This is a genomic window from Paenibacillus cucumis (ex Kampfer et al. 2016) (assembly GCF_019748695.1).
GTDB classification, from domain to species: Bacteria; Bacillota; Bacilli; order Paenibacillales; family Paenibacillaceae; genus Paenibacillus; species Paenibacillus polysaccharolyticus.
On sequence record NZ_JACLIC010000046.1, the window covers coordinates 100,237 to 123,715 of the forward strand.

Consider the following 23,479-nt stretch of genomic DNA (forward strand, 5'->3'; position numbering starts at 1 on the left):
GTTCAGACAGGACTTCGGTCAAAAGGACGTACACTTACATCTCCCGCCGAAAACTTTTGCTGGTAAGAAGTAATATCGCAGACAACCCCAGTAATACGCCAAATACAATGAACAGGATCGGCATCGAAAACCAGTCGGCCAGAACACCGGACAGAAGGCTACCGAGTGGTGAAACACTTAGGACCAGCATACTTTGCAGCGCAGACACTCTTCCGAGCATATGTGAAGGCGTCACTTCCATCAGATATGAAACGAGCGGCGTTGTAGCAAGCGGTATACCTAAACCCATAAGCAGACAGAACACACCTGCCGTTGGAAGCTGGAATGACGTCATATAAGCCGGAAGTGCAGTCATGGCGTATCCGCAACCAAGCATAACAATGCCGGAGATAACCAGCACGCTTTTACGGTAACGCGTCCCTTGTTGTGACATCCACAGACCCCCAAGCACGATCCCTCCAACTAAAAGCCCACTAAGCAGACTTAATCCCCAAGCACCTGCTTGCAGTGTTTCCATCACGTAAGGTGTACGTAGCACATTAAATGGCATCAGGCAGAAGTTAACCCAAGCGAATAACACGGAAGAGACGAATAACAAGGCATGTTTACGTAGAAAATGAAAAGCTTCCGCCATCTCGGAGATCAGACTCTTGGCGCCAGATGACACTGCTCGCGGTGACATCCATTCTGGATAGTCCACCCGGCTCATCAAGATTGCGCTTAGTGCAAACAACGCGGCGTCAATCCAGATAGTCCACGCAATACCTACGGTTGCAATTAAAGCGCCTGCCGCGGCTAGCCCCGCCAGTTCAGCCAATCGAGTGGCTGATGAGGTCATCGCGTTACCTGAAAGCAACATGGACTGAGGCAATAACCTGGGAACGCTGGACACCTCGGCAGGTGACGTGAAACATTCCAGCAAGGAGTTCAGAACCGTAAATACAAATAAGTGCCACACCTCAAGTTGCCCCAGGGCGAATAAAAGTGCTGTGAGTCCAACCATCACTCCGCGTCCGGTATTCGTCATGACGATGACTTTTTTCGGAGATAATCGATCCACCAATGCCCCAGCGAACAGCCCAAACAGAATATTCGGTAAAAAGTTAACGGCTAGAAGTGTGCCCATCAGTACCTTGGAGCCGGTTAAAATATACACCATCCAGCTATATGCAATCGAATCGATGGAATCCCCAAAGCGGGACACCATCTTACTCAACATAAATTGCATATATGGCCTGATTCGAATTAATTCTCCCAAACCTTGTTTCCCCGCCACAGCACCCTCGTTCATCACTGTTCCACTCCTCAACGTTAAAATATTTTTCATGTTAATATTATTTTAACGAAGTTTATGCAAAAATCAATACAAACGTGAAAATATTTTTAACGTGTTCCTTAAGGATGTTTTTAACGTTAAATATCTATACACATATCAGGCTTGACTATCCATCCTGATTGGCCTTTGCATAACCACACAAAAAAGACTCTCATCGTCATCGATGGAGTCCTGTATCATGCCTGATTTTAAATGTACAGCCTAAATAAAGGTTAAAGTCCGGAGGTCATTGCACTACAGCTGTAGCAGTTGCTTAAATCGGACTACGATCCACCAGCACCCGCTGACGCTTGCGCGCAGATTCCAAACAGGCATCAATCACACGCATGTTCAAAATGGTGTTGTCCGGACCGAATGGCAACGCCTCTCCCTCAAGAGCTGCCATTGCAAATGTTTCGACCTGAAGCACATAGGAGTTGGATACCGAAACTCGTTCCTCCCGGCTGACGGAATCCGTATGAATGATGATCTGAGGCGGAATATCACTATTCTCCCAGCCGAACACTTTAGGCAGCTCAATACGTCCTTCCGTTCCGAGAATCTCCATCTCAGCCCGTCCTGACGCCCACATGCCACAATCAAAGGTCAGAGCCACTGCGTTCGGAAACTCAATCAGCCCTGAAGCCATCATATCCACACCATCATGTTCCTCTGAGAATAAGGCATGAACCGTAACGGCTTCCGGCTCTTGTCCCAGATACATCCGAGCAGCAGAAATGGGATATACACCGAGGTCAAAAATAGAACCGCCACCCATGTGTTTTTTGAATCTCACATTGTCTTTGTCATCTGCGGTATTACATGTAAAATTACCATGAATCGCTCTGACCGTTCCAATCTCGCCACTCTCGATAATCTCCTGCACCCGTCTGTGCTTCGGATGATATCGATACATGATAGCTTCTGAGAACAACACCCCATGACGTTCACATGTCTTAATCATCTCTATGGATTCTTTGGCATTCAGCGCGGCAGGTTTTTCACAAAGCACATGCTTTCCTGCCTCGGCAGCTTTAATCGTCCACTCTCGATGCAGATGATTTGGCAACGGGATATAGACGGCCTGGATATCCGGATCAGCAATAAGTTCCTCATAACTGCCATAGGATCTGACAATGTCCATCTCTTCGGCCAGAGCTTCAGCCTTTTCCTTGGAGCGGCTGGCAATCGCCAGTACTTCACCACGTTCGGACTGCTGAATTGCAGGAATAATAGCATTTTTGGCAATCGTTGAAGTACCCAGTACACCCCACTGCAGAGGTCTGTTCATGCTCATCTTCCTTTCGTACCGTAATTATCCGCTTCTGCCTTGTGCAAAATGCCAAGACAACGATCCAGATCGGCTTTCACCTGTTTCTTGTACAACTCTGCTTTGGCCGCCCCATCATCAGTGAAGTGATAAAGAACAATTTCCTGGAAATCAACTTTGGGGTCGTTTCCCTTTAATTTTTTGGTTCGATAAAAGATTCCCTGTTGCACCAGCTCATGTAATGCCCGATATACTTCACTTTGGGGTGGTACATATCCGTAATCTTTGAATTCCTGCTTCATCGCTTCCAGCATCTCGTAACCATAACCTCTATGTTGCTCCACCATCGTGATCAGATAAACTTTGATAAATGCCCGCTGTGCAATCATAAAAGCCATGAGCTTTCCCTCCTGTCAGAACCTGTCTATCTCTCATTATAAAACATATGTTCTGATCCTGCCATCTTGATCCTGATTCCACTCTTGTAACGTGTTGTTATGGTGAGTAAGCAGGATCAAGAGATTGGATATAGGAGGGCTGATGTAAGAAAAGCACAGCTTTTATTGTTATGAATTTTTCATATGATGAAATAATCATCTTTGGTCCGAAGCAGGTGTTTTATTGGCTTGGGTGTTTCGGTACAACGCCTACGATCCATTTTCCCCATTTAAAACGCGAGATCAGCCAAGTCAGCACACAAGATACGGTCAGTGCTACAATCCAAGTGACAATCGTGCGTATCGCAGGATTCCAGCCCCACGCCACGTACAACCATTCGTCTGGAATGTAACTGTAACGCAGTACCAGCATGTGCATCAAATATCCTCCATATGACATACTGCCAATCCATCCTAGCCAGTAAAGAACGCGATGGTGATGAAGCTTACTGGCTAATTGGTACATGACCATGATGGAAGCAATCAGGAACAAAATCATATCCGGCCTGATCAGGCTGACGGTATAAAATCGGATTTGAATTCCTTCGGGTTTCTGAAACTCCAGCATTAATAGATACATAAACCGTAGACCCAAGATTATAAACACCAACCAGTAGACCCAGCGCAACCGATTAATCCATTCTTTCCAGCGCTGTACCGAAAGTCCTGCCGCAGCACCAAGTACAAAATAAAAAAAGAAATAGATGAAATTACGGTCTGCATAGGTTGTAAAAGCATCTGTCAGCACGGGGATTTGCATCCGCTCCATCCATCCGGCAATATTCCTTAATTGATCGGATAGAACCAGAAATAAGACGCCTGAACCCAGCAGTGCGAGCATTCGCCCCTTGGCTTGGTAACGATGAACCACGTACCGAATACCACGCAAAAATAACGGGAAAAACACGTAAAACTGAATGAGCATAATGATGTACCAGAAATGTGAAGCCGTCTTACCCGTCACGAGCTTCAGAGCGAGGTCCGGAATGTCCTGCCAGCCGAATGTTGCCCAGTTACGCGGGGCAAGTATAAAATAAATAAGAGACCAGACCACATAAGGCAAGATGACATCCATGACTCTTTTTCGCATAAACTGGCCGTAATGGAGCTTATCACCTGTGTTGTAGAACAGCACCATCCCGGTTATAAATATAAAAAGTGGCACAGCAAACTTCGCTAACATCAGTAGCAAGGCCAGCACGACGCCGTCCTGAAGTCCAGCCTGCGGAACCAACGAATAATGAGCAATTGAATGCTGTAGTACAACCGCTGCAAAGGCCAGGCCTCGTAATGTTTCGATTTCAGTAATTCGTTCTTTGCGAGGCAAATCACTCAACCTACCTTTCTTAATTCTTGCAATATCAAATAAAAAACGATAACCATCCATTGGAGGTATGTAAAACGAATGTCTGACAAATCATCCAGAATCCCTGAATCCAAAACGGTTCAACAACACTTGGCTAACGAACGTACATTTCTCGCCTGGGTGCGCACAGGCATTGCAATGGCCGGGATCGGTTTCCTTGCCGCCGGTTTCGGTTTTCATTCAACCACCTATGACCGCATTGCCCATCTTGCTGCCATCATCACGGGAATCACTTCTCTCTTTGGCGGCATTGCCGTCATTGGTTGTTCAGCCATTGCTTACCACCGTAAACGCACACAGATTAATGAGCAGACCTTCCAAGCCACTACCGGACTTATCACCTTTCTCAGTCTCCTGTTGCTTGTGATTGGCCTCGCGCTTGCGGTGTTGCTGTATGTATTGTTATTCCCTGCCTGACATAGCCGAATCCCGTATGAGGACAAAAACCGCTCTCCTCAGCGGAGACCGGCTTCAGTCTGTTTTATCGTTCACATGCATCATTGCTATTTCAAGTCTCTAACCCAAATGAGCCCGCATGTGTTCTGTGGCGTTCAGTCTTTACAAAAAGGTGTTGTTGCCGAAACGAGCAGCTTTGGTCTGCGCTTCCATCCGGCGTTCTTCCATATCAAGATCTGGACGGGCATCAGCAGTATTCACATCTTCACCATGCACAGGATCGATGTTGGAATGAGTCTGACGGTTAAGGTTAAACACATCGTATACCGCGCTATCCCGATCCGATGAGTCTACGAGCAACAAAATTTTACCATGCTGCACATACTCCTCATATTGTCTCGCATCCTCTTCTGGAATACCCAGTCCTACAAGTCCGCCAACCAATCCTCCGGCTCCTGCACCTACAGCTGCACCTGTAAATGCTGCGGCAATAGGTCCTGCAGCCAGAATCGGGCCGATCCCCGGAATAGCCAGTGCACCAATGCCAGCAAGCAAACCTGCTACACCTCCAAGCACACCACCTGTGGCTGCACCTGCTGCTACACCCTCTGGCGCTTTTGTGCCTGTCTCTTCCCGAATAGCCTTCAGCTCATCTCTGTCCTGCGTTACGACAGATATCTCATCCGATGTAAATCCTTCGGCTTTTAAACTTTCAATAGCATCGGATGCCTCACGCTCTGTATTAAACACACCTACGATTTTCTTCTTCATAGTGAATACCTCCTCATGGATTTGAGTGGTTCGCTATGTTATTACCCGTCATTCTCTCTTTCAAACGTCTCTGGGCTAATGATCATATGCATAAATACTAATTTGAGCCAAAAGACCGAATACCTTTGGAGACAAAAAATGACGAGATCATCCATAGAAAAAAACTGAAACAGCGATACTGCGGGGATGTTCCCGCTCAAAATGAAATCTGCGTCTGATGCATATGCTTCGCGACGAGAGGGGCATACAAGACAAAGTGAAAATACAGCGTTCCGTAGGGTTATTCTGTCATCAGACTGTAGGTATAGACATGTTCCGTTTGACTTCTGTAGATTATGAACAACCTGATTATCAGGTTGTTCGCGGTTTCGCACGATTCGTTGCGATCGCTTCAAGCGGATTATCCGGCCAGTAATGTTTCGGATATCGCCCTTTTAAATCTTTCTTCACTTCAAAATAGGTCTCACGCCAGAAATTAGCCAAATCTCTTGTAACCTGCACAGGACGTTGCGCCGGAGATAATAGATGCAGCGTGACCGGAACGCGACCGCCCCCGATGTGAGGGGTCTCTTGCTGTCCAAACATCTCTTGTAATCGAACAGCCAGGATTGGATCTTCCGGATTGCTGTAATCCACAGGAATCCGAGAACCACTCGGAACCTGAATGTGGGTAGGCGCCTCTTCATCTAGCTGTTGCCGCTGCGCCCAGCTAAGTCCGCCAAAAAGTACATCATGCATGGACAGTTTCTTCAGATCAGCGGCCGAGCGCATTCCTGCCAGATACGGTGCAAGCTGTTCCTGCAACTCATCCGTCAGATGATTCTCGATCAGATCAGGCCAGTCTGGCATGTGCAGATGCAGAAAACGCATGCGCTCCGCAAGTTGGCGCGATGTTTTACTCCACGGCAGGATGTCCAACCCTTCCAGTCGTATCCCCGACAATAGTGCTTCCAGCACCTGATCTTCCGGTGGCTGTGCAATCATGCTTTCCTTGATCATTATTGCTCCGATGCGCTGCCGCTTATGTGCCCGCACACTTCTAGTCGTGCGATCCCAAGCCACCAGCACCTCCTCGTGCAATAGATGCTGCGCGGCACGCAGCATCGCCTGCTCCTGCACTGGCGCAGCCAGCAGGATACGCGCATCTGCCCCCTGGTCGTCGGCCTCGGCTGCGACCAGATAGGCGGAACGGCTCAGCGACTCTGCCCCCGCGAGCCGTACCCCGCGGCCGCTGCTCAGCAGATAGCGGCCATCCTCGCGGCGTTGCCCGATCCGGTCCGGATACGCAAAGGACAGCAGCAACCCGCAGCTGTCCTCATCCGGCCGCACCGGATCGGCCGCCATGTTGCCGAGAGCCGAGCATAGCTGACGGCTCTCCTGCAACATGCGCCGCACGGCAGCGCCGTCTGCGCCAGCCGCTGCCGCTGGCGGCCCCCCGCTGCTGCCTGCGGCCAGCAGCGCTTCTACGCGCGGGCGCAAGTCCGTGCCCGCGCCGCCAGCACTTGCGCTGCTGCTGCGGAGGCCTGCCGGCTCCTGCAGCAGCGCCGCCAGCGTGCTGGCGTAGCTGGCCAGCCCAAGCTCCGCCGCGCGGAGCAACATGCTGGCCAGCCGCGGATGAACGCCAAGCGTGTTCATCCGCCGCCCAAAGGGCGTGAGGCGGCCTGCGTCGTCCAGGCCGCCCAGCTGGCGCAGCAGCGCCTGTGCCTGAGCGTAAGCCGCATCAGGCGGGGTGTCCAGCCAGCTAAGCTCAGCTGGGGACTGGACACCCCACGCGGCAAGCTCCAACGCCAGCGGCGCAAGATCCGCGGAGGTGATCTCCGGGCGTGTTGCTTCAGGCAACGCGCCATGAGCCTCCTCGCTCCATAGCCGGTAACACACCCCCGGGGCAATACGCCCCGCACGTCCGCGTCGCTGGTCAGCGGACGCCTTGGAGACCGGCTGTGTGACAAGCCGGCTCATACCCGTCCTTGGCGAGAAAGCCGACGCCCGGCTGAGTCCTGCATCCACGACCACTTTTACACCCGGAAGAGTCAGACTCGACTCCGCAATGGAAGTGGACAGCACAACCTTGCGCCAGCCACCCGCCGCAGGCCGGATTGCTTCATCCTGCTTCTCGGCAGACATACTGCCATACAGCGTATGTACAAGGACCTGCGGAGGAAGAGATGCTTGCAACAGTTCCCTTTCCGTACGATGAATCTCTCTCGCTCCGGGAAGAAAAACCAAAACGTCCCCTTGTTCTTCACTCAATGCCCGAATAATGGTACGAGCCGTCCAACTCTCGATTTCAACTGCGGCAGGTTTCCCGGCATATTTCGTTTCCACCGGAAACGTACGGCCTTTACAATGCACAACTTGTGTATCTTCGCCCAGCATACGACAGACCGGTTCCGGGTCAAGCGTTGCCGACATGACCAGCAGCTTCAGATCCGGCCGCAACATGGCCCGCGATTCCAGCGCCAAAGCAAGCCCCAGATCCCCGTGAAGATGTCGTTCATGAAACTCGTCAAAAATGATCATTGCCGTATCTTCAAGTCCTTGATCCTGCTGTAGCATACGCGTTAATACACCCTCAGTGACCACTTCGATTCGTGTAGCTGGGCTTACCCGGGTATCCATTCGTACGCGGTATCCGACCGTTTGTCCTGCCTTTTCACCCAGCGTTGCTGCCATTCTCGACGCGGCTGAACGAGCAGCGAGTCTCCGCGGCTCCAGCATAATAATTTTTTTGCCATCCAGCCAAGGCTGTTCAAGCATTGCCAGCGGCACAACCGTTGTTTTTCCGGCGCCCGGTTCAGCAATCAAAACACCTGTGTCCTGCTCACAAAACAGCTGCTGCAACTCAGGAATAATCGCTTGTATTGGTAAATCAGTGTACATATCATCGCTCCTAATGCATATCTTACCGTTTCGATATCATTCTATAAGCTCAGTATTCGAATGTTAGCATTATAACAAAAAAAGCCGTCCCGAAGGAACGACTATATGACATCCATAACTTATGGATATTACCCAAACTCATTCAATTATCTAACATTCAGCTTGTGGGCTAATCATCTACGAATAACGGTTACTGTCTTATCCAGTTACTTCCCCATCGTTTACCTGATCAGCTCAGCAGAGACTCCGCACCATCGATCACAATCTCGGCTCCAGTAATATGTTTGGATGCGCCGGAAGCGAGGAAGCTAACCAGATCCGCAACGTGCTCGGGCTGTCCTGGTCCATCCGCGAGTGGCTGCTGTCCTTCCGGGAATTCCATCGGGATGATAATGTCCTGCAGGTCATCTGTTTTGATCGTACTTTGATCAATATTGGTAGCAATCGCACCTGGACAGATTACGTTGACTCTGATCTTGAATTTCGCCAGCTCCAAAGCCGCCATCTTGGCAAAAGCAACCTGTCCTGCCTTTGACGTACTGTACGCCGACATACCGAAGCTGGAGAAACGCTGATTCCCATTGATCGAGCTCGTAATAATAATGCTACCGCCGCCGCGTTTTTTCAGATGTGGGAGAGCATATTTTACAGTGAAAAATGTACCGTTCAAGTTCGTCGTAATAATCTGTTGCCAGTCCTGTACCTGAATTTCCTCGATTGGAGCAGACACCCCGTTAATGCCCGCATTAGCAAAAACGATATCCAGTCCTCCAAACAATTCCACCGTTTCCAGTACAGCCTTTTCAACCCGTGCCGGATCGGAAATGTCCACATCGAATGCTCGTGCAGCCCCTTCATGGTTCGCATTAATCTCCGCTTCTGTCTTTGAAATCCGATCATTCACCAGATCGAACAACGCTACATGCGCTCCTTCATTCGCCAGCTTGAGTGCCGTGGCCTTGCCGATTCCCGAGCCAGCTCCTGTAATGATAGCCACCTTACCTTGAAATGGTGATCTGCTGCTGTGTTGTGTCATAGCCCAACCACTCCTTCGTCTTGGAAATTATGTAAAGATTTAATCTGATTTTATTTCAATCAATTCTTCACAAGATTACCCAAAACCAGCAGCTTTTAAATCAACACTCGTAACTTTTTTCATTTTCAGGCAGTTACATACACTGACGATCTGCACCAGCCACACGCAGATCTATCTCAGAAAACGATCCTCGTTACAGGGCGTGTTCACCACTCCAGTTCGATGAAAGCGGCATCATCCTCAAGTCCGCCGGTATGGGCGGCATCCAGCAACACTTGAATATGTTCATCCGGGATGTATGTACCAATGGCGTCGAGATCATTCAGTCCGTCTGTATACAGTTGAAGGCGAAATGATTCACTTCCTGAACCTTTCATTTCGAAAACATGGGGTCTCCCCCCTATGGAGCCTTCTCGTGTAGACCAACGCTCATTGGTCTTGCAATGTGTTTGGAATTGTTCCGACTGCTCCTGTCCATTACGCCAGAGCCGGATTCTGGAATCTCCTTGCCATGCCAGCCATACTCGGCTCTTTCGTCTTCCAGATGTGAGTTCAATGCGTCCGCATACATACATCGCCTGACTTCCTTGGCTTCGCTTTTCCATCAATACCTCCCGTAGCAGAAGAGGCGAGGTATCCAAGGGCTGTAGTTGTTCTAACTGTTCAGATGCGGAACCCGTTAGACTTTGCAGAAACTGTTCGACCCCTTCAGCGGTTAATGATGACGTCGTTTCCAGCCATTCCAGTAGCGCACTACCGAGAAAACGCGCAGCAAAATCACCCAGATAACTCATGCCAACTCCATCACACAATACAAAATGACAGACATTACCTTGCATGCGAATCGCAACAAAGTCTTGCCCTGCGTCACCCTGGTTCACGGTTTCGGCTGCACGTCCATATCCGTATCTGCATTTCAGCTTGCCTTGGTAACGAGTTAACGGCTGTTCCCCAGTCTGAATGCTTACATAGCGAAAATTATCCTGTTGCTGCTTCGCATGTCCCCCTCGATCACTGGCAGACAATGTTGCCATACGCATTGCTCGCATGATTCCCCTCCTATCTTACAGGTGTTGCAGCAGACATCTGGAATCCAATGGATACCAGTTCTGCACAAGTACCAGGCAACATCATGAGTGCGCCTGGTGCTAGCAAATAATCTGCCTCCACCAACATTTCGCGATAGCTTTCAGGCAGCACGGATGACATATTACGCAACTTCTCCCCATGCTCGTCTTGCAGGTTTGTCTCTGGTGAGATCCCCTTCCAGCGTCTAGGCTCTGCAATCGGAGCTTCCAGCAGATGATCACTTATAAATATATTTTCAACCAAAACATTGCCATCCGGCACACTCATGCCCATAATGCGCTTGGCGATCGGCTCCGGGTCTTCTCCAGTCGCAACACCATCGGTCATATGACATACGAGTGGTGCAGGGCAGTCCTGCATGTTAGGTATTTCTGCTTGCAAAATTTTCTCTGCCTGCAAAAATGCTTTTGCGGAGTCTGAGAAACGTCGAGGTGTCAAATCAGGCAAAGAACCTACAGCCGCAACCTCATCGATTCCTTTAATCCCGTTTAATACATCATATACATCGTCACTGTAGGCCAAAATAGCAATTCGGTACCGCGGCGTCAGCCGATTTCCTTTGGTTGAACGAAATACCATCTGCCGGATCGCCAAAGATAAAGCATCATAAACGATGTCAATCCGGCGACGATTGTCCAGAACCATATTCATGGAGGCGCTAATATCAATTAAATAAATAATAAGTGCAGGTGTACGTTGCGATGCTTGAATTGTGTAGTTCATCTAGAGTGTGTCACCTCTATTATTTAATATAAATTTATAAGTCTGGCAGTGAGTACTTGGAATTACTCAAAAATTTGTTGATCGCACTCATTCGTGCCGCCACTTTACCTACACCTTTAAAATACGAAGCGTCCGTATTATATAGGTTTTTGAAATCGCGAGCATACGAAAGAGCGCTGTCCGTTTTTCTTCCTATTTGTGCATTGTACGCCTTGTTATAGCTTGCAATCAGTGTCACGACATTTTGAGCCCGTCTTTTCTTAAGAGCTTCTTTCTGAGCCAACTCTTGCTTACGTTTGGCTTCGGCAGCAGCCTTCTCCTTTGCAATTCTGGCGTCATTTTCTTTTTTCCACGCTATATAAGCTTCATACTTCGCTTGCTGGTCGTATTTTGCTTGCAGTGCTTTACGTGCTGCTTCTTTTTTCTGTTGCTCCTGCTTCGCCAGATAAGCTTCATATTTAGCCTGCTTCTCGTATTTAGCCTGCAAGGCTTTACGTTCTTCCTCTTGTTTCTTCGTTTCCGCTTCCTTTTGTTTAGCCTCAACAAGCTTTTTCTTTGCATCAGCTTCCTGCTTTGCCGCTTCTGCAGCCTTTTGCTTTTCGGCTTCTGCCTGTTTGAGCTTGGCGGCTTCCGCATCTTCTGCCGCTTTTGCTGCGGCTATACGAGCAGCCTCCTGCTGTTTAACCTCGGCCTGATCGGCAAGGATTTTAACTGTGGGTACACCCCCGGCAAGCAGTACAATGAGCACTGCCGAGGAGATCATGAATTTTCTGGAACGGTAGAATGGAATCACTACCGGCTCAGTACTCTCCGTGTTTGAGTTGATTTTGGCATCCAGTTCCTTGATCGCGGCCTCTACTTCCAGCTGCATCGCACTGTTATCCGGAATGAAGTGATACAGTGACCGATAAACCTCAAGGGCCGCTGCTGGTTTGTCTTCATCCTCCAGCGCTCTAGCTTGTAAAAACAGCCGGTTTACAACGGCCTCCTGGTCCGGAGATTGTTTTGAATTCGATGTATCTCCAGCTTTAGCATCTTGTTTCACACTCGTTGATGTTTCAGAGTCTTTTGGCGTGGCAACCACATCAGTTTCTGAAGATTCTGTTACATCCTCTTGCGGCGCTTCCAGAGCAGCCAGAAAGGCTTCAGCCTGCTCGGTGTCCACAGACGCAAGGGCAATGTACCATTCCCCAAACGTTGGACAACTGCTCAGATCATGACTTTCCCATGCCCGGATAAACAGATCTGATAATTTGGAGCCCCAGCGATTCTCAAGGGAACCGCGCATCGCGAAATAACGCTCGCTCGAAGTCTGCATCTCATGTTGATCAAAATAACTCTCTCCCCAAGCTTTCTCTACTATGGCGGGGTCGGACCAGCATAACATCTCGGCGATAATAACAGCTCCGGCAAATCGATCTGCATAAGAACTCCACAAGCCGCTGTGCACCGTTCGATGGGCTGCGTAACCAGGTGAACCAGCAAGCAATGCATCTGGTCGATCCATCTTGGAGCCGTACATCTGCTCCACATCAACCAGTTCAACTGCAGAAGTCAGGGCCGAGTTCTGCACTTCGGAAAAAAACGGAATCATTACATTCGGAGCAGACATATCACAATGTGCGAGTCCACGTTGCTCCATTGCAGAACCTGTACCTGCAAGTGCTCTAGCCAGCTGCAGACTTTCCTCCGCTGTCAGCTGCTTTTGATCACTGATCACATCGAACCAGGTCAGACCCTGTACCCAAGGCATCAGTACTGCATATAACAGATCGGGATGTTCTCCAATAAGCGCTCCGTTTCTTTCCGGAGTGAGCACTTCACGCTTGCATACCCGCAAGCCTGGCAGTTCACTATATGGCTCCATATGCTCGGACTGATAGACCATAGCCGGGATACGGAATTTTGGAAAAAATACTTTTAGTGCTTTGGCCCCATGAATGGTACCCGTCCGGGGAATCAATTGATAAACTATACCTTGCCTTCCCGCTTGGGCATAAGCAAGCCCCGGTGCAGCCGGATGCTGACCAATCGTATAGGCAATATCATTAATCACCACTTCATCGCCGGGATTCGGTTGAAAAGACATGCTCATCCCTCTCTCTGTTTTTTGTGTCATAGTTGCGGCAAAAACCGGGTGTAATCCACCCGGTTTTTGCCTTAATCTTGCAATCTTTAACTTGATGCCCGCATATGACCAGGACGATGCATATAATCAAATCGTCTGGACCTATGTAAGAGCAGATTAACGAGATTGGTCTGCTGTGCGGAATTTAGTCGCGATTGCTGAAAGTTCTACACTAATGCTATTCAACGTTTGAACGAAGGATTGCATTTGTTTGCTAGCTTCCTGGAACTCTTGGAAGAAGCGTTGCTTCGTCATACCTTCCCATTGTCCTTCCATGCTTGTGATGGATTGAGTCAATGAAGATACGATTTGTTGACTTTGCTCTCCACTTTGTTTGAATTGGTTTGAAACCTGATCCAGTTGTTCTGGGGTAACTAAAATACGTCCTGCCATTGTTAAATTCCTCCTTGATGTGTGCAATTAAATTTGTTTGTTCAAATTGTACTATACAAGGATCATTCGGACAAAAGCCGAAGGACCTAATCCTATTTACCCCATTTTTAGCATATGAAACTTCAACTAACAGACTATTTACAATTTATTTAACGTGCAGTTGTACTACATTTGGTAGGCCGCTATGAAACTACAGGTTCAGTTCCTCTTCTTTCTCGAAAAGAGGGGTCTCTGAATCTCCATGAAACAGGCTCAGGCTGTGTAGCCTGAACAAGGGTTGCCGGAGAACCATCAGGTGGAGCACTATCCTGTATCCGATACACAGCCGCCATAGCGGAAAGCGGGTCGGATACAACAGCTACATCAGCAGCATGCGCAGGCAGGATATCGCCACTGCGGCTACTCTGAAGAACATTCAGCATATTGACCGCATTGCCATAGGCCACATTGACATGACTCAGCACGGAACGATATTCCATGTCTGCTTGTTGAAATAACAATGCCTTGCGCCCGAGCTGTACACTTAAGTCCATCAAACGACGAAGGGCTTCCTCACCCAGCCGTTTACTACGATTCCATTCGCTCATCACCGCTGCACGGGACTCGATATCCCAATCCAGCGAATGTATCGCCTGATCCAACACTGTCATTTTTTGCTGTATTTGCTCCGCTGCATACTGAATCTGCCTGCTCAGTGCCCGAAGCACATCCGGTTCCACACGAATGCGCATTTACCATCACCTTTCCTCTTCCCCTGCAGGCTGTTTAAGCCAGTCCAGCAGCATTTCGTGAAACTGTTCTTTTGTTGTGAGCGCTGCAACGAGCCAGTCATCCGAAGCCGCCGTGCTCATTCGGAATAACCAGTTGGAGGCTGCACTCGCGGTAAATGCCGCCGATTGTGACTGCCAGCCCTCCTGTCCCCATACAAGCAATCTGAGCTCTCCGTCAGATTGCTTGCCTACCAGACAACGTGCTAATGCCAGTGAACCTTCAGGATCATTCGTTTCCTGTGAGAGCTCATCAGCCACGGTTTGTACTTCATACCCCTTCAATCCGTTCATGACATCATAAAACTTTTTCTTGGAACACATCAGTGCCGGTTTATCCACTGGAGAATGGCCGCTCCACCTCATCCGCTCAATCAGAACATCAATGGCTTCACGAACATTACCCAAGTCACTTAGACGGAACGAATCGGGGACATCCGTAGCGCGGGCTACTTCAACGACCCTTTCATCCGTGCAGTGTATATAACTTTCCTGCGACTTCCCGTCAATCGTATAACGGAGCCAGCACGCTCTGTCGGATAATCCGGCAATGGCTACTCTGGAAAAAACGGTTGGTGTCATGATCAGCTCATTGGTATCTTGATCCTGAATCAAGTAGCCTTTGTCTAGCAAAGAGGTTTTGACACGCTCCCATTCCATGGCAATATCTTCTGCCATATAACCTCGGAAAGGGTCTTCCACGCCGAGCAATCGATCTGAACCGAGAATACCAGCCAGGAAAAATAGTTCCTTAATCTGTAACGTGACTACCTTTTGCTTAGAATCATGAACCGTCAACATTATGAGCCACCTCCCCTCAAACTACAACATGCCATCGGTCACGAATTTCTGAAATCCAATTATTCATTTTCCAGCTGCTATCGCATGGAACTGCACCTTTAACCCTGGAATATTTGCGTTTTATATAATAACCTTGACCCGGTGGCAGTACCTTCAGCCCACCTGCGGTACCCCCGGATTCCGAATAAGGTATACGGAAGAACGAGAGATCATTAGGGTCCAAAGTCCCGAACAGCAATCCGCTTTGGGATGCTTTTACATCACTTACCCAATCCGAACCGAACGTCGGAAAATCCGCCGGAACGCCTGAGAGAATCACATGAATGCCTCTGTCTCTGCCCTGACGAACAATAACACCGAGTTGATCTTTGATATTAAAATCGGTGAGCTGTTTGGACAAGGTGTCCGCATCATCCACGACAAGTACGATTTCGGGTCCTCCGGTAATCTCACCACGTTTTAGAACTTCATCGTACAACTCCTGAATGACAGGCGCAAGCAATTCTTCCCTCGATACGTGTCCACGGACATGGGGCAAACTGCTGATTTCACCTAATCCACCTGACCCATACCTCATATCTACCGTGTATATTTGCACATCCTCAGGTGAAGCATGGTAGGCCAGTGATAACATCCAGGTTTGCAAGAAAGTCGTTTTACCACCTTCCATCGGACTGGTCACCATAAAGTGCGGCCCTTCACGCAGGTTAAGTTCAAACGGCTCCAAATCATCCGTTAGCAGACCTACAGGTACATTTACCGTTGAAGTTCCCCCTACATTGCCGAAGGAACCTGTACGAATAAGCAAATCTTTAAGCTTGATTTCTTCCGGTAATGGCGCAATTTGTGGCGTTTCCTCACCCGTCCAGCCTTGACGAATCTCCGTAATTGCTCTGCGTAAAGCGGCAGATCGTTCACCCTCGTCCGCTCCTGAAGATGGCAGAGCAGCCTGGAACATCAGTGGTGGGACTTGTCCCTTCACTAGACCTCGGCCAGGAGGCAGCTGGCTTGGCGCCTTGGAAGGCCGCCCTACAGCATAATAATAATCACTTGGATCAGAGAGCTCAAATGAAACAGCATTTTGAATATTACTTCTGAATTTTTCGAAAATATCAGTGACCCGATTGGCGGTCAGCACAAAGGTAATACCTAAACTTCCGCCTTCTCGCAAAATGGTCTCGAGCGATTCATTCTCATCCGGGTAAGCATTACGGAAAGACATATATCCGTCAATAACCACAATAATCTGTGGAACTGTAGCATGAGCCGTACGACGATAAGCCGAAATCGTTTTAACCCCGGCCTCCGAGATCATATCTTTGCGCTGCGCCGAGATTTTCAGAATGTAACGGAACAAGCGCTTGATCCGGTCTTCCTCCTCGGCCATCATCACGCCACCGATCTGCGGAAGCCCAGCGAAGTCTTTCATCATACGTCCCATATCAATAATGTATCCGTTCCACGGCTCTGTGCGCTCCGTACGGGCAAGAGACATTAATAACGTTTGAACAAAAGTCGTTTTGCCAAGTCCAGGCATGCCATATACGACAAGGTGCCCCTGATCCATGGGCAATGCCAGCGGCAACTGACGCTGATTCGGAAGATCATCCAGCATACCCACCAAAGGTTTGAGACCACTCGCCCCATCATCAAGCAGAGATTCTCTTTTCTCCTTCTGCTTCCAGTCGTGAAGACCGTCCAGTTCCAGTATCTCTGGCAGCGGAGGCAACCAAGGTCCAGGCAAACGCTCTATGCCGGCTTCTGTAGCAGCCTTTGCCACATAATCAATGAACACTTGCAGCTGTTTCGGCACATCCTCTCCCTTGAGAACAGCTCTTCGCTCTCCTGTCAGCAGTGGTTCACGTTTGCCGTTCAGGCGTACTTCCATTACAGGCAGTACTGTTGTTGAATCCTCCTGCTGATTATAAGGTGCGCCGCTCCAGGCAAATTGCATTTCTTCAAAGACTTCGTCACTGCCGACCTGAAAATAACCTCGGCCAGGCTTCGTAATCCAAGCAGCATTTGGAATTTTTATCATATCTCTGCTATCTCCCTCGCTCTGTACACGAAGACAGATACGGAAACGAGAGTTACTCCAAATTTTATCATCCACGACTCCCGCAGGTTTTTGGGTTGCGAGAATTAAGTGAACACCCAGTGTCCGGCCGATCGCCGCAATACTGATCAACTCATCCATAAATTCCGGCTGGTCACGTTTCAGTTGAGCAAACTCATCTATGATAATTACAAGATGCGGCAGTGGTTGTTCGTGTCTTGAACGCAAAATTTTGTAGTACTCATCAATATGTTGCAGGTTGCCCGCATCATTTAAAATCTTCTGTCTTCTCACCAGTTCAGCGCGAAGAGAAACATTGGCACGTTCAATGAGATTACCATCCAGATTCGTAATGGTACCTACAACATGCGGTAGATCGACAAAGGTATTAGACATACCTCCGCCCTTATAGTCGATCAGCATGAAAGCAAGATCATGTGGATGGAACTCGGCTGCCAGCGAAGCAACAATAGACTGAATAACCTCACTTTTACCTGAGCCTGTTGTACCCGCAATCAAACCATGGGGACCATGCCCTTGCCGCTCGATTTTATCGTGCAGATTAATAGCTATTTTTTTACCACCAGCTCTTACCCCCATAGGTACAGGCAGTGTGTCCGGATATCTGGTTTGCCCCCAGCGGGAGACAACATCCAGATCCTCCACACGTGAAGTGCTGAGCATATCGAATAGTGGCAACACTTGCGGGATCTCCGAAGCGGAGGAACGCTTCAGACGAATCGGTGACATATAACGGGATAACGCCTCTGCCGTCTCCTTGGAGATCACATCCGGTTTATATGTCTGCGAGACGACATCCGCATCTTCCGTCTTTTTGATGTACACTCCTTTGCCTCTGGAAGCCTCCATAATTAACTGGCAGTGCATAGGCAGGGATTGTTTGCGGTTCGCCAGCACAATCGTGCATACATCAATCTCTTGCGCAGCCTCCAGCAGTAGTGGAAGTAGAGGTTCTTCTTCGATCAGTTGCGTATCCGACAGAATAATAACATAACAAGGAGTTTGCACCGCTTTTTTGTAGCGATCTTCCTTGTTATTACGACGGCGGTTCAACACGGAAAACAAGCTGTCCGCCAATTGATGCGCACTGCTGTGCCTGTCGGCCATATATCGCTGCCCTTGATCCTCATCCCAAATATGAGGCAACCAGCGGAGCCATTCCCACTCCTTGGTATCCTTTTCTTCATAAAATGCAGCAAGTTTCAGTTCATCCGGTGAGTGCCTCACCGTAAGCTGTGAGACGATAACACGTAGCGAAGCCATCACTTCTTCCCGATCCCCCACCAGACCCATGACCTTGGATTCGAATAGAGGCAGGGTTATCGTGGCATCGGGCACGGTCTGAAATTCCGCAGCGAGTCCATGAGCGGCCTCAATCAACTCATCCTTTTCATATCCATCGATACGCGGTACCTGAAGTTTGATGCGAAACGGAATCTCTCCCGTACCGATACGTACCTGTAAAAAATCGTCATCTTCCGGGGAACGCTCCCAAAGCGAACTGTTTCGGTTCTTGACAATTTGCAGGCAGACGGATGGATCACCATGGATTTCATGCAGGCTCTTCACTTGCTCCGCCTGTGCTTCCTTCAATTCTTCACGATGCTTATCCAGCTGTGCAAGATACATCGCTTTACGTTCCTCGATCTTTTTGCGATATGATTTTTTATTGCTGAGATATACAAAGAACGGAATGGTGTACGATGTAAGCATCATCATAACCGTCATCATTTGAAACATCATATAATTGCTGTTATTCATTTTGCCAGTCATATTAATGTACACGTAGAAACCGATGCTGACCATCGTCATCATCACGGGAACCACAATTGAAATCATGGAAAATGTAGGTTTGTTCGGTTCTGCAGGTGGCCTGAGAATTTCGAGGCTCTCTTCCTTCAAAACCGGTGTCATTCTCGGAGAACGCTGATATAACACATTCACGAAGAAAAGACCTCCTTTTAGTCGTTCAATTAATGAATGATACGCCACAGAGCGTCATTCGTTGCTCTCCTGCTGAAATAATGAGCGTCTCCCGTAGATGGGTGCCTCTTCAGAAGTCGTTGAAAAAGCCCGCTGTACACGCACACAGCTTCCCTGACGTAGCCCCGTCTCCATTAGCTGCTGGGCGTTCTGGGGAGTAAACCATAGTCCCTCAGGAAATTTAGCTTCCAAAATATACTGAATGCCATCCCCCGGCGCCTGTCCGAATATTCGTACACCGAGCAACGTCTTCAGGTGTTCAATGGTGCATTCATCCGGAACCTCAATGTCGAACCATTCGCCTTCCTCCCGGCCGGAATACACGGTTAGAATCATGTGAAGCCCTCCCAAGGTCTCATATGTAAATTGTCCTAATGTCAGATTAAATCAAAAAAATGCGAGTGAAACGGTATTCCATCCTATTTTCTTATATAAAACCCTTGTTTGCAACGTATTCGCTGTAATTTTGTTACATATGACCCACGTTTATATTAAAATATCGTCCATTTGACTCAGAACTTTTGTGTCATTGTTTGGTAAAAAAATTGCAACGATGCGAAACTATCGCTGTGATTTCCATTTAATAGAAAAAGAAAGAAGAGATTCGGGACTTTTATTCCTTCGTCCACAATTGAATTGTGAACACTTTTCAAACTTTATCCACCTTTATGTTTTCATAAGCTGATTTTAAGGTAATTTTAAGCATTGGTATTTAATATTACCTGTATGAAATAACTCTCGTGAGGTGATTTCAAGTGAGAACTCTAATAACTTTTCAAGACAAATCAATCCCTGTATATTTTAATCAAGAAAACAAACAACCTGTGCAAAAAACATTAAGATTGCTTAGCAGTGCTCTTGAGCATAAGATCAGTAATGGTAAACGCGCTTTGCAAAAATGTCTGCACTCTTTGATTAGTATTGAAATTGTTGGCGGCGAAGCTATTCTTCACAGCCGCAGTGAAAATGACTCTCTTGCTCTATCGTTATATTGAAGAAGAGTCCAGTAACCTTCGTTTATGCGTTACCATGAAAAAGGAAGCTTCCCTATAAAGGACAAGCTTCCTTTTTGACGTGGTTTTGGGCATATCCGCACCCTCTTATTTCAGCTTTTCCAACACGTAAGCCGCATCATGTTCTTCTGCAAACTCAGCTTTTCGTATTCGAATGACAAACAATCTAACCAAATTTTCTCGTGTATGTTCTTCCTGACAGGTATTTATTTTCCTTAAAATAAAGCGGTCAATGGACATAAGTTCCAAGCCCCTTTGCCATGATTTTTACGGAGTACTTCGTCCCGTGTATCCATAAATAACCAGATCAGAAGTTGCCCAAACAGCTTTTTCATTCGATTGAGAGTGTTATTTGCATCCGTTGTAAAATGATGCAAAAGCCCGTCCCAATATCACTCAGACGGGCTTCATGCACCTCCTGTCGCTTCATCGCGAACCGACTCGGATAAACCACGGACTGCCTCTCTCTATTCATGCATATTCGACTTAGTTCACGCCCGGATACTCCCGAAATTGATGTTGTAGACTGATCCAGCGTGTACGTGTGAATTTATCAATCGCCCAGTCTCCGCCAAAACGACCTATGCCTGACGATTTCTCTCCGCCAAACATGACATGTGCTTCATCATTCACCGATTGATCGTTGACATGTACCATACCCGATTCAATCTGCCCTGCCACCCGGTACCCCCGCTCCAGATTGGCCGTAAATACAGAGCCACTCAGACCATAAGGAGTATCATTAGCCAGCCCAATAGCATCCTGCTCATCTGTAGCTTTCATAATGATAGCTACTGGTCCGAACAGCTCCTGCTGTACAATCTCCTGCTCGCGTTGGACATCTGCAAGCACGGTTGGCATAAGCACACTTTCCTGATGTGTTCCGCCAAGCACTAATTGCGCGCCTTCCTCTTTAGCCTGCTGTACGAGCTCTAGAAGCCGTTCCACTTCTTTCTTTCGGATTAGGGGACCTACCAGTGTTTTCTCGTCAGCCGGATCACCGGCATGTATGTTTTTCGTTTTGTTAACAAAGGATTGAACAAACCGATCGTAAATATCTTCGTGTACGATAATACGGTTTAGCGCCATGCAAATCTGACCCTGATGCAGGAACTTTCCGAATACAGCAGCCTGAGCCGCATGCTCAACATCCGCATCATTCAGAACGATCATCGCATTGTTGCCACCGAGTTCCAGTGCGGTTTCTTTGAGATGCTCACCGGCGAGTTTACCAATGCCCTTACCCACTTCTGTAGAACCCGTGAATGAAATGACTTTAGGAATGGGATGTGTGACAAAATAATCCCCAATCTCGCTGCCACTTCCGGCGACTACATTTAATACGCCCTCTGGCAGACCCGCTTGTTCAAAGAGATCCGCAATCAGCCATCCTGCTGTAATCGGTGTATCCGAAGCGGGTTTAATCACCACACCGTTGCCGAGTGCGATTGCGGGTGCGACGGAACGCAAACATAGATGTAGCGGAAAATTCCATGGTCCAATAACGCCGATAACCCCTTTGGGCTCACGGACTACCCGATTTTCTTTGCCTGGCGTATTGGACGGAAGCAGTTCGCCTTTCATTCGGAAAGGAAATGAAGCCGATTCATCCACAATACGTTTCGCTGCGGCAAATTCTGCTTCAGCTTTGATGCGTGTGCTACCGGATTCTGTAATGAGTAGCTGTATAATCTCATCTTTTCGTTCTTCCATTAAAGAGGAGACTTTACGAAGCACCCCTTCCTTAACGGAAGGCAACGTTGCTTTCCATTCCACCGAACTCTTTTGCGCAGACTTATAAGCCTGATCTATATCCTCTGGACTGGAAGAACGCCAGGTCGCGATCACTTCACCCGTATACGGATTCATGTTTTCAATCGTTTTCTCGCCTGAGCCTTCCACCCATTTACCTGAAATGAACTGTTTAGTCCACGTCGCCGATTTATGTTGGTTATCTACTAAAGTCATTACACAAGCCTCCGATCTTCAGATTAGAATGTACATTAAAAAAAACGATGTCTCATTCATTAACCTTGTTCGAAGTTAGGCAAACGGATAATGCAACCTGAAAGCGGATCGGGCTTTGTCACAATATGAATAAAGCAACGTGTGCACTATGCCTCAAAAGAAGCTAGATCAGGCCAGCCATACGCGACTTCCTCCAGATCTTCATCCCCGATACGAATCGACTGTGTATGAACAGGTATACCACCCATTTTTTCATAAAAACGACACGCCGGGTTTTGCTCCAAAGCCCAAATCATCATATTATCAATCTTGCATGTCTGGAGGTGCTGAACCACCTGCTTCACAAGTTGTCTGCCTATTCCAGAATTTTGATGAGACTGGAGCAGATAAATGGCATACAGCTCGCCATCATAGGGTAATTTACCTTCGCGTTCCTTACCTCCACAGGCAAATCCGACAATTTCCCCCTCTTCATCCTCGGCGACGATCAAAATCTGATCATTTTCGCTAGCGCGTAACTGCTGCTCCCACTGAGCTAATCGTGATTCTGTAGTCAAAAGATGCAAAACGTGATCTGGCACAATTCCGCGGTATGTCGTTTTCCAACTCTCTGTATGTACGTATGCGATCCCCCTCGCATCCCCTTCACGTGCTAACCTTATATGCATAGCTTCGCCCCCTTTTCAAAAAAGAATATCCGGCCTATGGCCGGATCGTAACTCGGGTTCCCACGGATACCTTTGAGGACAAATCCAGCACGTCTGAATTGTACATCCGAATGCAGCCATGTGATACGGACTTGCCAATCGACGATGGTTCGTTGGTTCCATGAATACCATAATGGGGTTTGGACAGGCCCATCCAGAGCACACCGAAAGGCCCTCCAGGATTCTCTTGTTTGTTGACAATGGTGAACTCTCCGCTTGGAGTGCTGGTCAGCATTTTACCTGTGGCTACCGGATAACCTTTCACAACTTGATCTCCATCTAGCAGATATAACATATGGTCGGACAAGTCCACGATGATTCTGTAATTCGGCATCACGACATCCCTCCTGCCTTATCCT

Annotated in this window: 21 protein-coding genes; 2 read left to right on the forward strand and 19 right to left on the reverse strand. The window is 48.2% G+C overall.

Translation table 11 applies throughout. From position 1 onward, the window contains the following. Positions 1 to 34: 34 nt before the first annotated feature. The 4 genes from H7T88_RS25605 to H7T88_RS25620 form a co-directional block, all read right to left on the reverse strand. Positions 35 to 1,291 (reverse strand): MFS transporter, encoded by a 1,257-nt coding sequence (locus H7T88_RS25605; RefSeq protein WP_186812276.1) that lies wholly within the window; start codon positions 1,289 to 1,291, stop codon positions 35 to 37. A 298-nt stretch (positions 1,292 to 1,589) separates the two neighbouring features. Continuing rightward, positions 1,590 to 2,606 carry a Gfo/Idh/MocA family protein gene (locus tag H7T88_RS25610; RefSeq protein ID WP_154983855.1) on the reverse strand — a complete coding sequence of 339 codons (1,017 nt, stop codon included), beginning with the start codon at positions 2,604 to 2,606 and terminating at the stop codon, positions 1,590 to 1,592. A 2-nt stretch (positions 2,607 to 2,608) separates the two neighbouring features. Continuing rightward, positions 2,609 to 2,983 (reverse strand): replication termination protein, encoded by a 375-nt coding sequence (locus H7T88_RS25615; RefSeq protein ID WP_090921036.1) that lies wholly within the window; start codon positions 2,981 to 2,983, stop codon positions 2,609 to 2,611. A 220-nt stretch (positions 2,984 to 3,203) separates the two neighbouring features. After that, entirely contained in the window at positions 3,204 to 4,349 is a 1,146-nt protein-coding gene (locus tag H7T88_RS25620; protein WP_221791090.1) for an acyltransferase, read from the reverse strand. 78 nt (positions 4,350 to 4,427) lie between these two features. On the opposite strand from H7T88_RS25620, the gene H7T88_RS25625 reads away from it, so the two are divergent. Then, entirely contained in the window at positions 4,428 to 4,805 is a 378-nt protein-coding gene (locus H7T88_RS25625; protein ID WP_090921040.1) for a YidH family protein, read from the forward strand. A gap of 141 nt (positions 4,806 to 4,946) precedes the next feature. Here H7T88_RS25625 and H7T88_RS25630 read toward each other — a convergent pair whose 3' ends face one another. From H7T88_RS25630 to H7T88_RS25680, 11 genes are all read right to left on the reverse strand, one after another. Continuing rightward, complete coding sequence (locus H7T88_RS25630) at positions 4,947 to 5,555, reverse strand: general stress protein (protein ID WP_090921042.1); 609 nt, start codon at positions 5,553 to 5,555, stop codon at positions 4,947 to 4,949. Between the two features lie 351 nt (positions 5,556 to 5,906). Next, on the reverse strand, positions 5,907 to 8,435 hold the full coding sequence (hrpB, locus tag H7T88_RS25635; RefSeq protein ID WP_221791092.1) for an ATP-dependent helicase HrpB: 2,529 nt from the start codon (positions 8,433 to 8,435) through the stop codon (positions 5,907 to 5,909). A gap of 229 nt (positions 8,436 to 8,664) precedes the next feature. Beyond that, positions 8,665 to 9,471 carry an SDR family oxidoreductase gene (locus H7T88_RS25640; RefSeq protein ID WP_090921046.1) on the reverse strand — a complete coding sequence of 269 codons (807 nt, stop codon included), beginning with the start codon at positions 9,469 to 9,471 and terminating at the stop codon, positions 8,665 to 8,667. 206 nt (positions 9,472 to 9,677) lie between these two features. Further along, positions 9,678 to 10,520, reverse strand: coding sequence for a protein phosphatase 2C domain-containing protein (locus tag H7T88_RS25645; RefSeq protein ID WP_090921048.1), 843 nt, complete (start codon positions 10,518 to 10,520; stop codon positions 9,678 to 9,680). A gap of 10 nt (positions 10,521 to 10,530) precedes the next feature. Continuing rightward, complete coding sequence (locus H7T88_RS25650; protein WP_090921050.1) at positions 10,531 to 11,283, reverse strand: vWA domain-containing protein; 753 nt, start codon at positions 11,281 to 11,283, stop codon at positions 10,531 to 10,533. Between the two features lie 34 nt (positions 11,284 to 11,317). Then, a complete protein-coding gene (locus H7T88_RS25655; RefSeq protein ID WP_221791094.1) occupies positions 11,318 to 13,372 on the reverse strand; it encodes a protein kinase family protein in 2,055 nt (684 codons plus the stop codon). A gap of 156 nt (positions 13,373 to 13,528) precedes the next feature. After that, positions 13,529 to 13,804: a WXG100 family type VII secretion target gene (locus H7T88_RS25660; protein ID WP_090921054.1), complete on the reverse strand. Its 276-nt coding sequence runs from the start codon at positions 13,802 to 13,804 to the stop codon at positions 13,529 to 13,531. 182 nt (positions 13,805 to 13,986) lie between these two features. Further along, a complete protein-coding gene (locus tag H7T88_RS25665) occupies positions 13,987 to 14,535 on the reverse strand; it encodes a WXG100 family type VII secretion target (RefSeq protein WP_221791096.1) in 549 nt (182 codons plus the stop codon). A 6-nt stretch (positions 14,536 to 14,541) separates the two neighbouring features. Continuing rightward, the gene (locus H7T88_RS25670) at positions 14,542 to 15,372 is read right to left on the reverse strand and encodes a hypothetical protein (RefSeq protein WP_090921057.1); all 831 of its coding nucleotides are present in this window, start codon (positions 15,370 to 15,372) and stop codon (positions 14,542 to 14,544) included. A gap of 16 nt (positions 15,373 to 15,388) precedes the next feature. After that, complete coding sequence (gene essC / locus H7T88_RS25675; RefSeq protein ID WP_221791098.1) at positions 15,389 to 19,393, reverse strand: type VII secretion protein EssC; 4,005 nt, start codon at positions 19,391 to 19,393, stop codon at positions 15,389 to 15,391. Between the two features lie 54 nt (positions 19,394 to 19,447). After that, positions 19,448 to 19,768: a hypothetical protein gene (locus tag H7T88_RS25680; RefSeq protein WP_090921061.1), complete on the reverse strand. Its 321-nt coding sequence runs from the start codon at positions 19,766 to 19,768 to the stop codon at positions 19,448 to 19,450. A 419-nt stretch (positions 19,769 to 20,187) separates the two neighbouring features. Here H7T88_RS25680 and H7T88_RS25685 point away from each other — a divergent pair, with 419 nt between their 5' ends. Beyond that, positions 20,188 to 20,427 carry a hypothetical protein gene (locus H7T88_RS25685; protein WP_090921063.1) on the forward strand — a complete coding sequence of 80 codons (240 nt, stop codon included), beginning with the start codon at positions 20,188 to 20,190 and terminating at the stop codon, positions 20,425 to 20,427. Positions 20,428 to 20,532: 105 nt separating this feature from the next. On the opposite strand, the gene H7T88_RS25690 is transcribed toward H7T88_RS25685, so the two are convergent. The 4 genes from H7T88_RS25690 to H7T88_RS25705 all read right to left on the reverse strand — a co-directional run bounded on the left by H7T88_RS25690 (position 20,533) and on the right by H7T88_RS25705 (position 23,454). After that, complete coding sequence (locus tag H7T88_RS25690) at positions 20,533 to 20,685, reverse strand: hypothetical protein (RefSeq protein WP_167375738.1); 153 nt, start codon at positions 20,683 to 20,685, stop codon at positions 20,533 to 20,535. Between the two features lie 246 nt (positions 20,686 to 20,931). Further along, positions 20,932 to 22,413 carry an aldehyde dehydrogenase family protein gene (locus H7T88_RS25695; protein WP_221791101.1) on the reverse strand — a complete coding sequence of 494 codons (1,482 nt, stop codon included), beginning with the start codon at positions 22,411 to 22,413 and terminating at the stop codon, positions 20,932 to 20,934. Positions 22,414 to 22,559: 146 nt separating this feature from the next. Further along, positions 22,560 to 23,081 (reverse strand): GNAT family N-acetyltransferase, encoded by a 522-nt coding sequence (locus H7T88_RS25700; RefSeq protein WP_154983864.1) that lies wholly within the window; start codon positions 23,079 to 23,081, stop codon positions 22,560 to 22,562. A 34-nt stretch (positions 23,082 to 23,115) separates the two neighbouring features. Beyond that, positions 23,116 to 23,454, reverse strand: a complete 339-nt coding sequence (locus tag H7T88_RS25705; RefSeq protein WP_090921069.1) for a L,D-transpeptidase — start codon at positions 23,452 to 23,454, stop codon at positions 23,116 to 23,118. Positions 23,455 to 23,479: the final 25 nt, after the last annotated feature.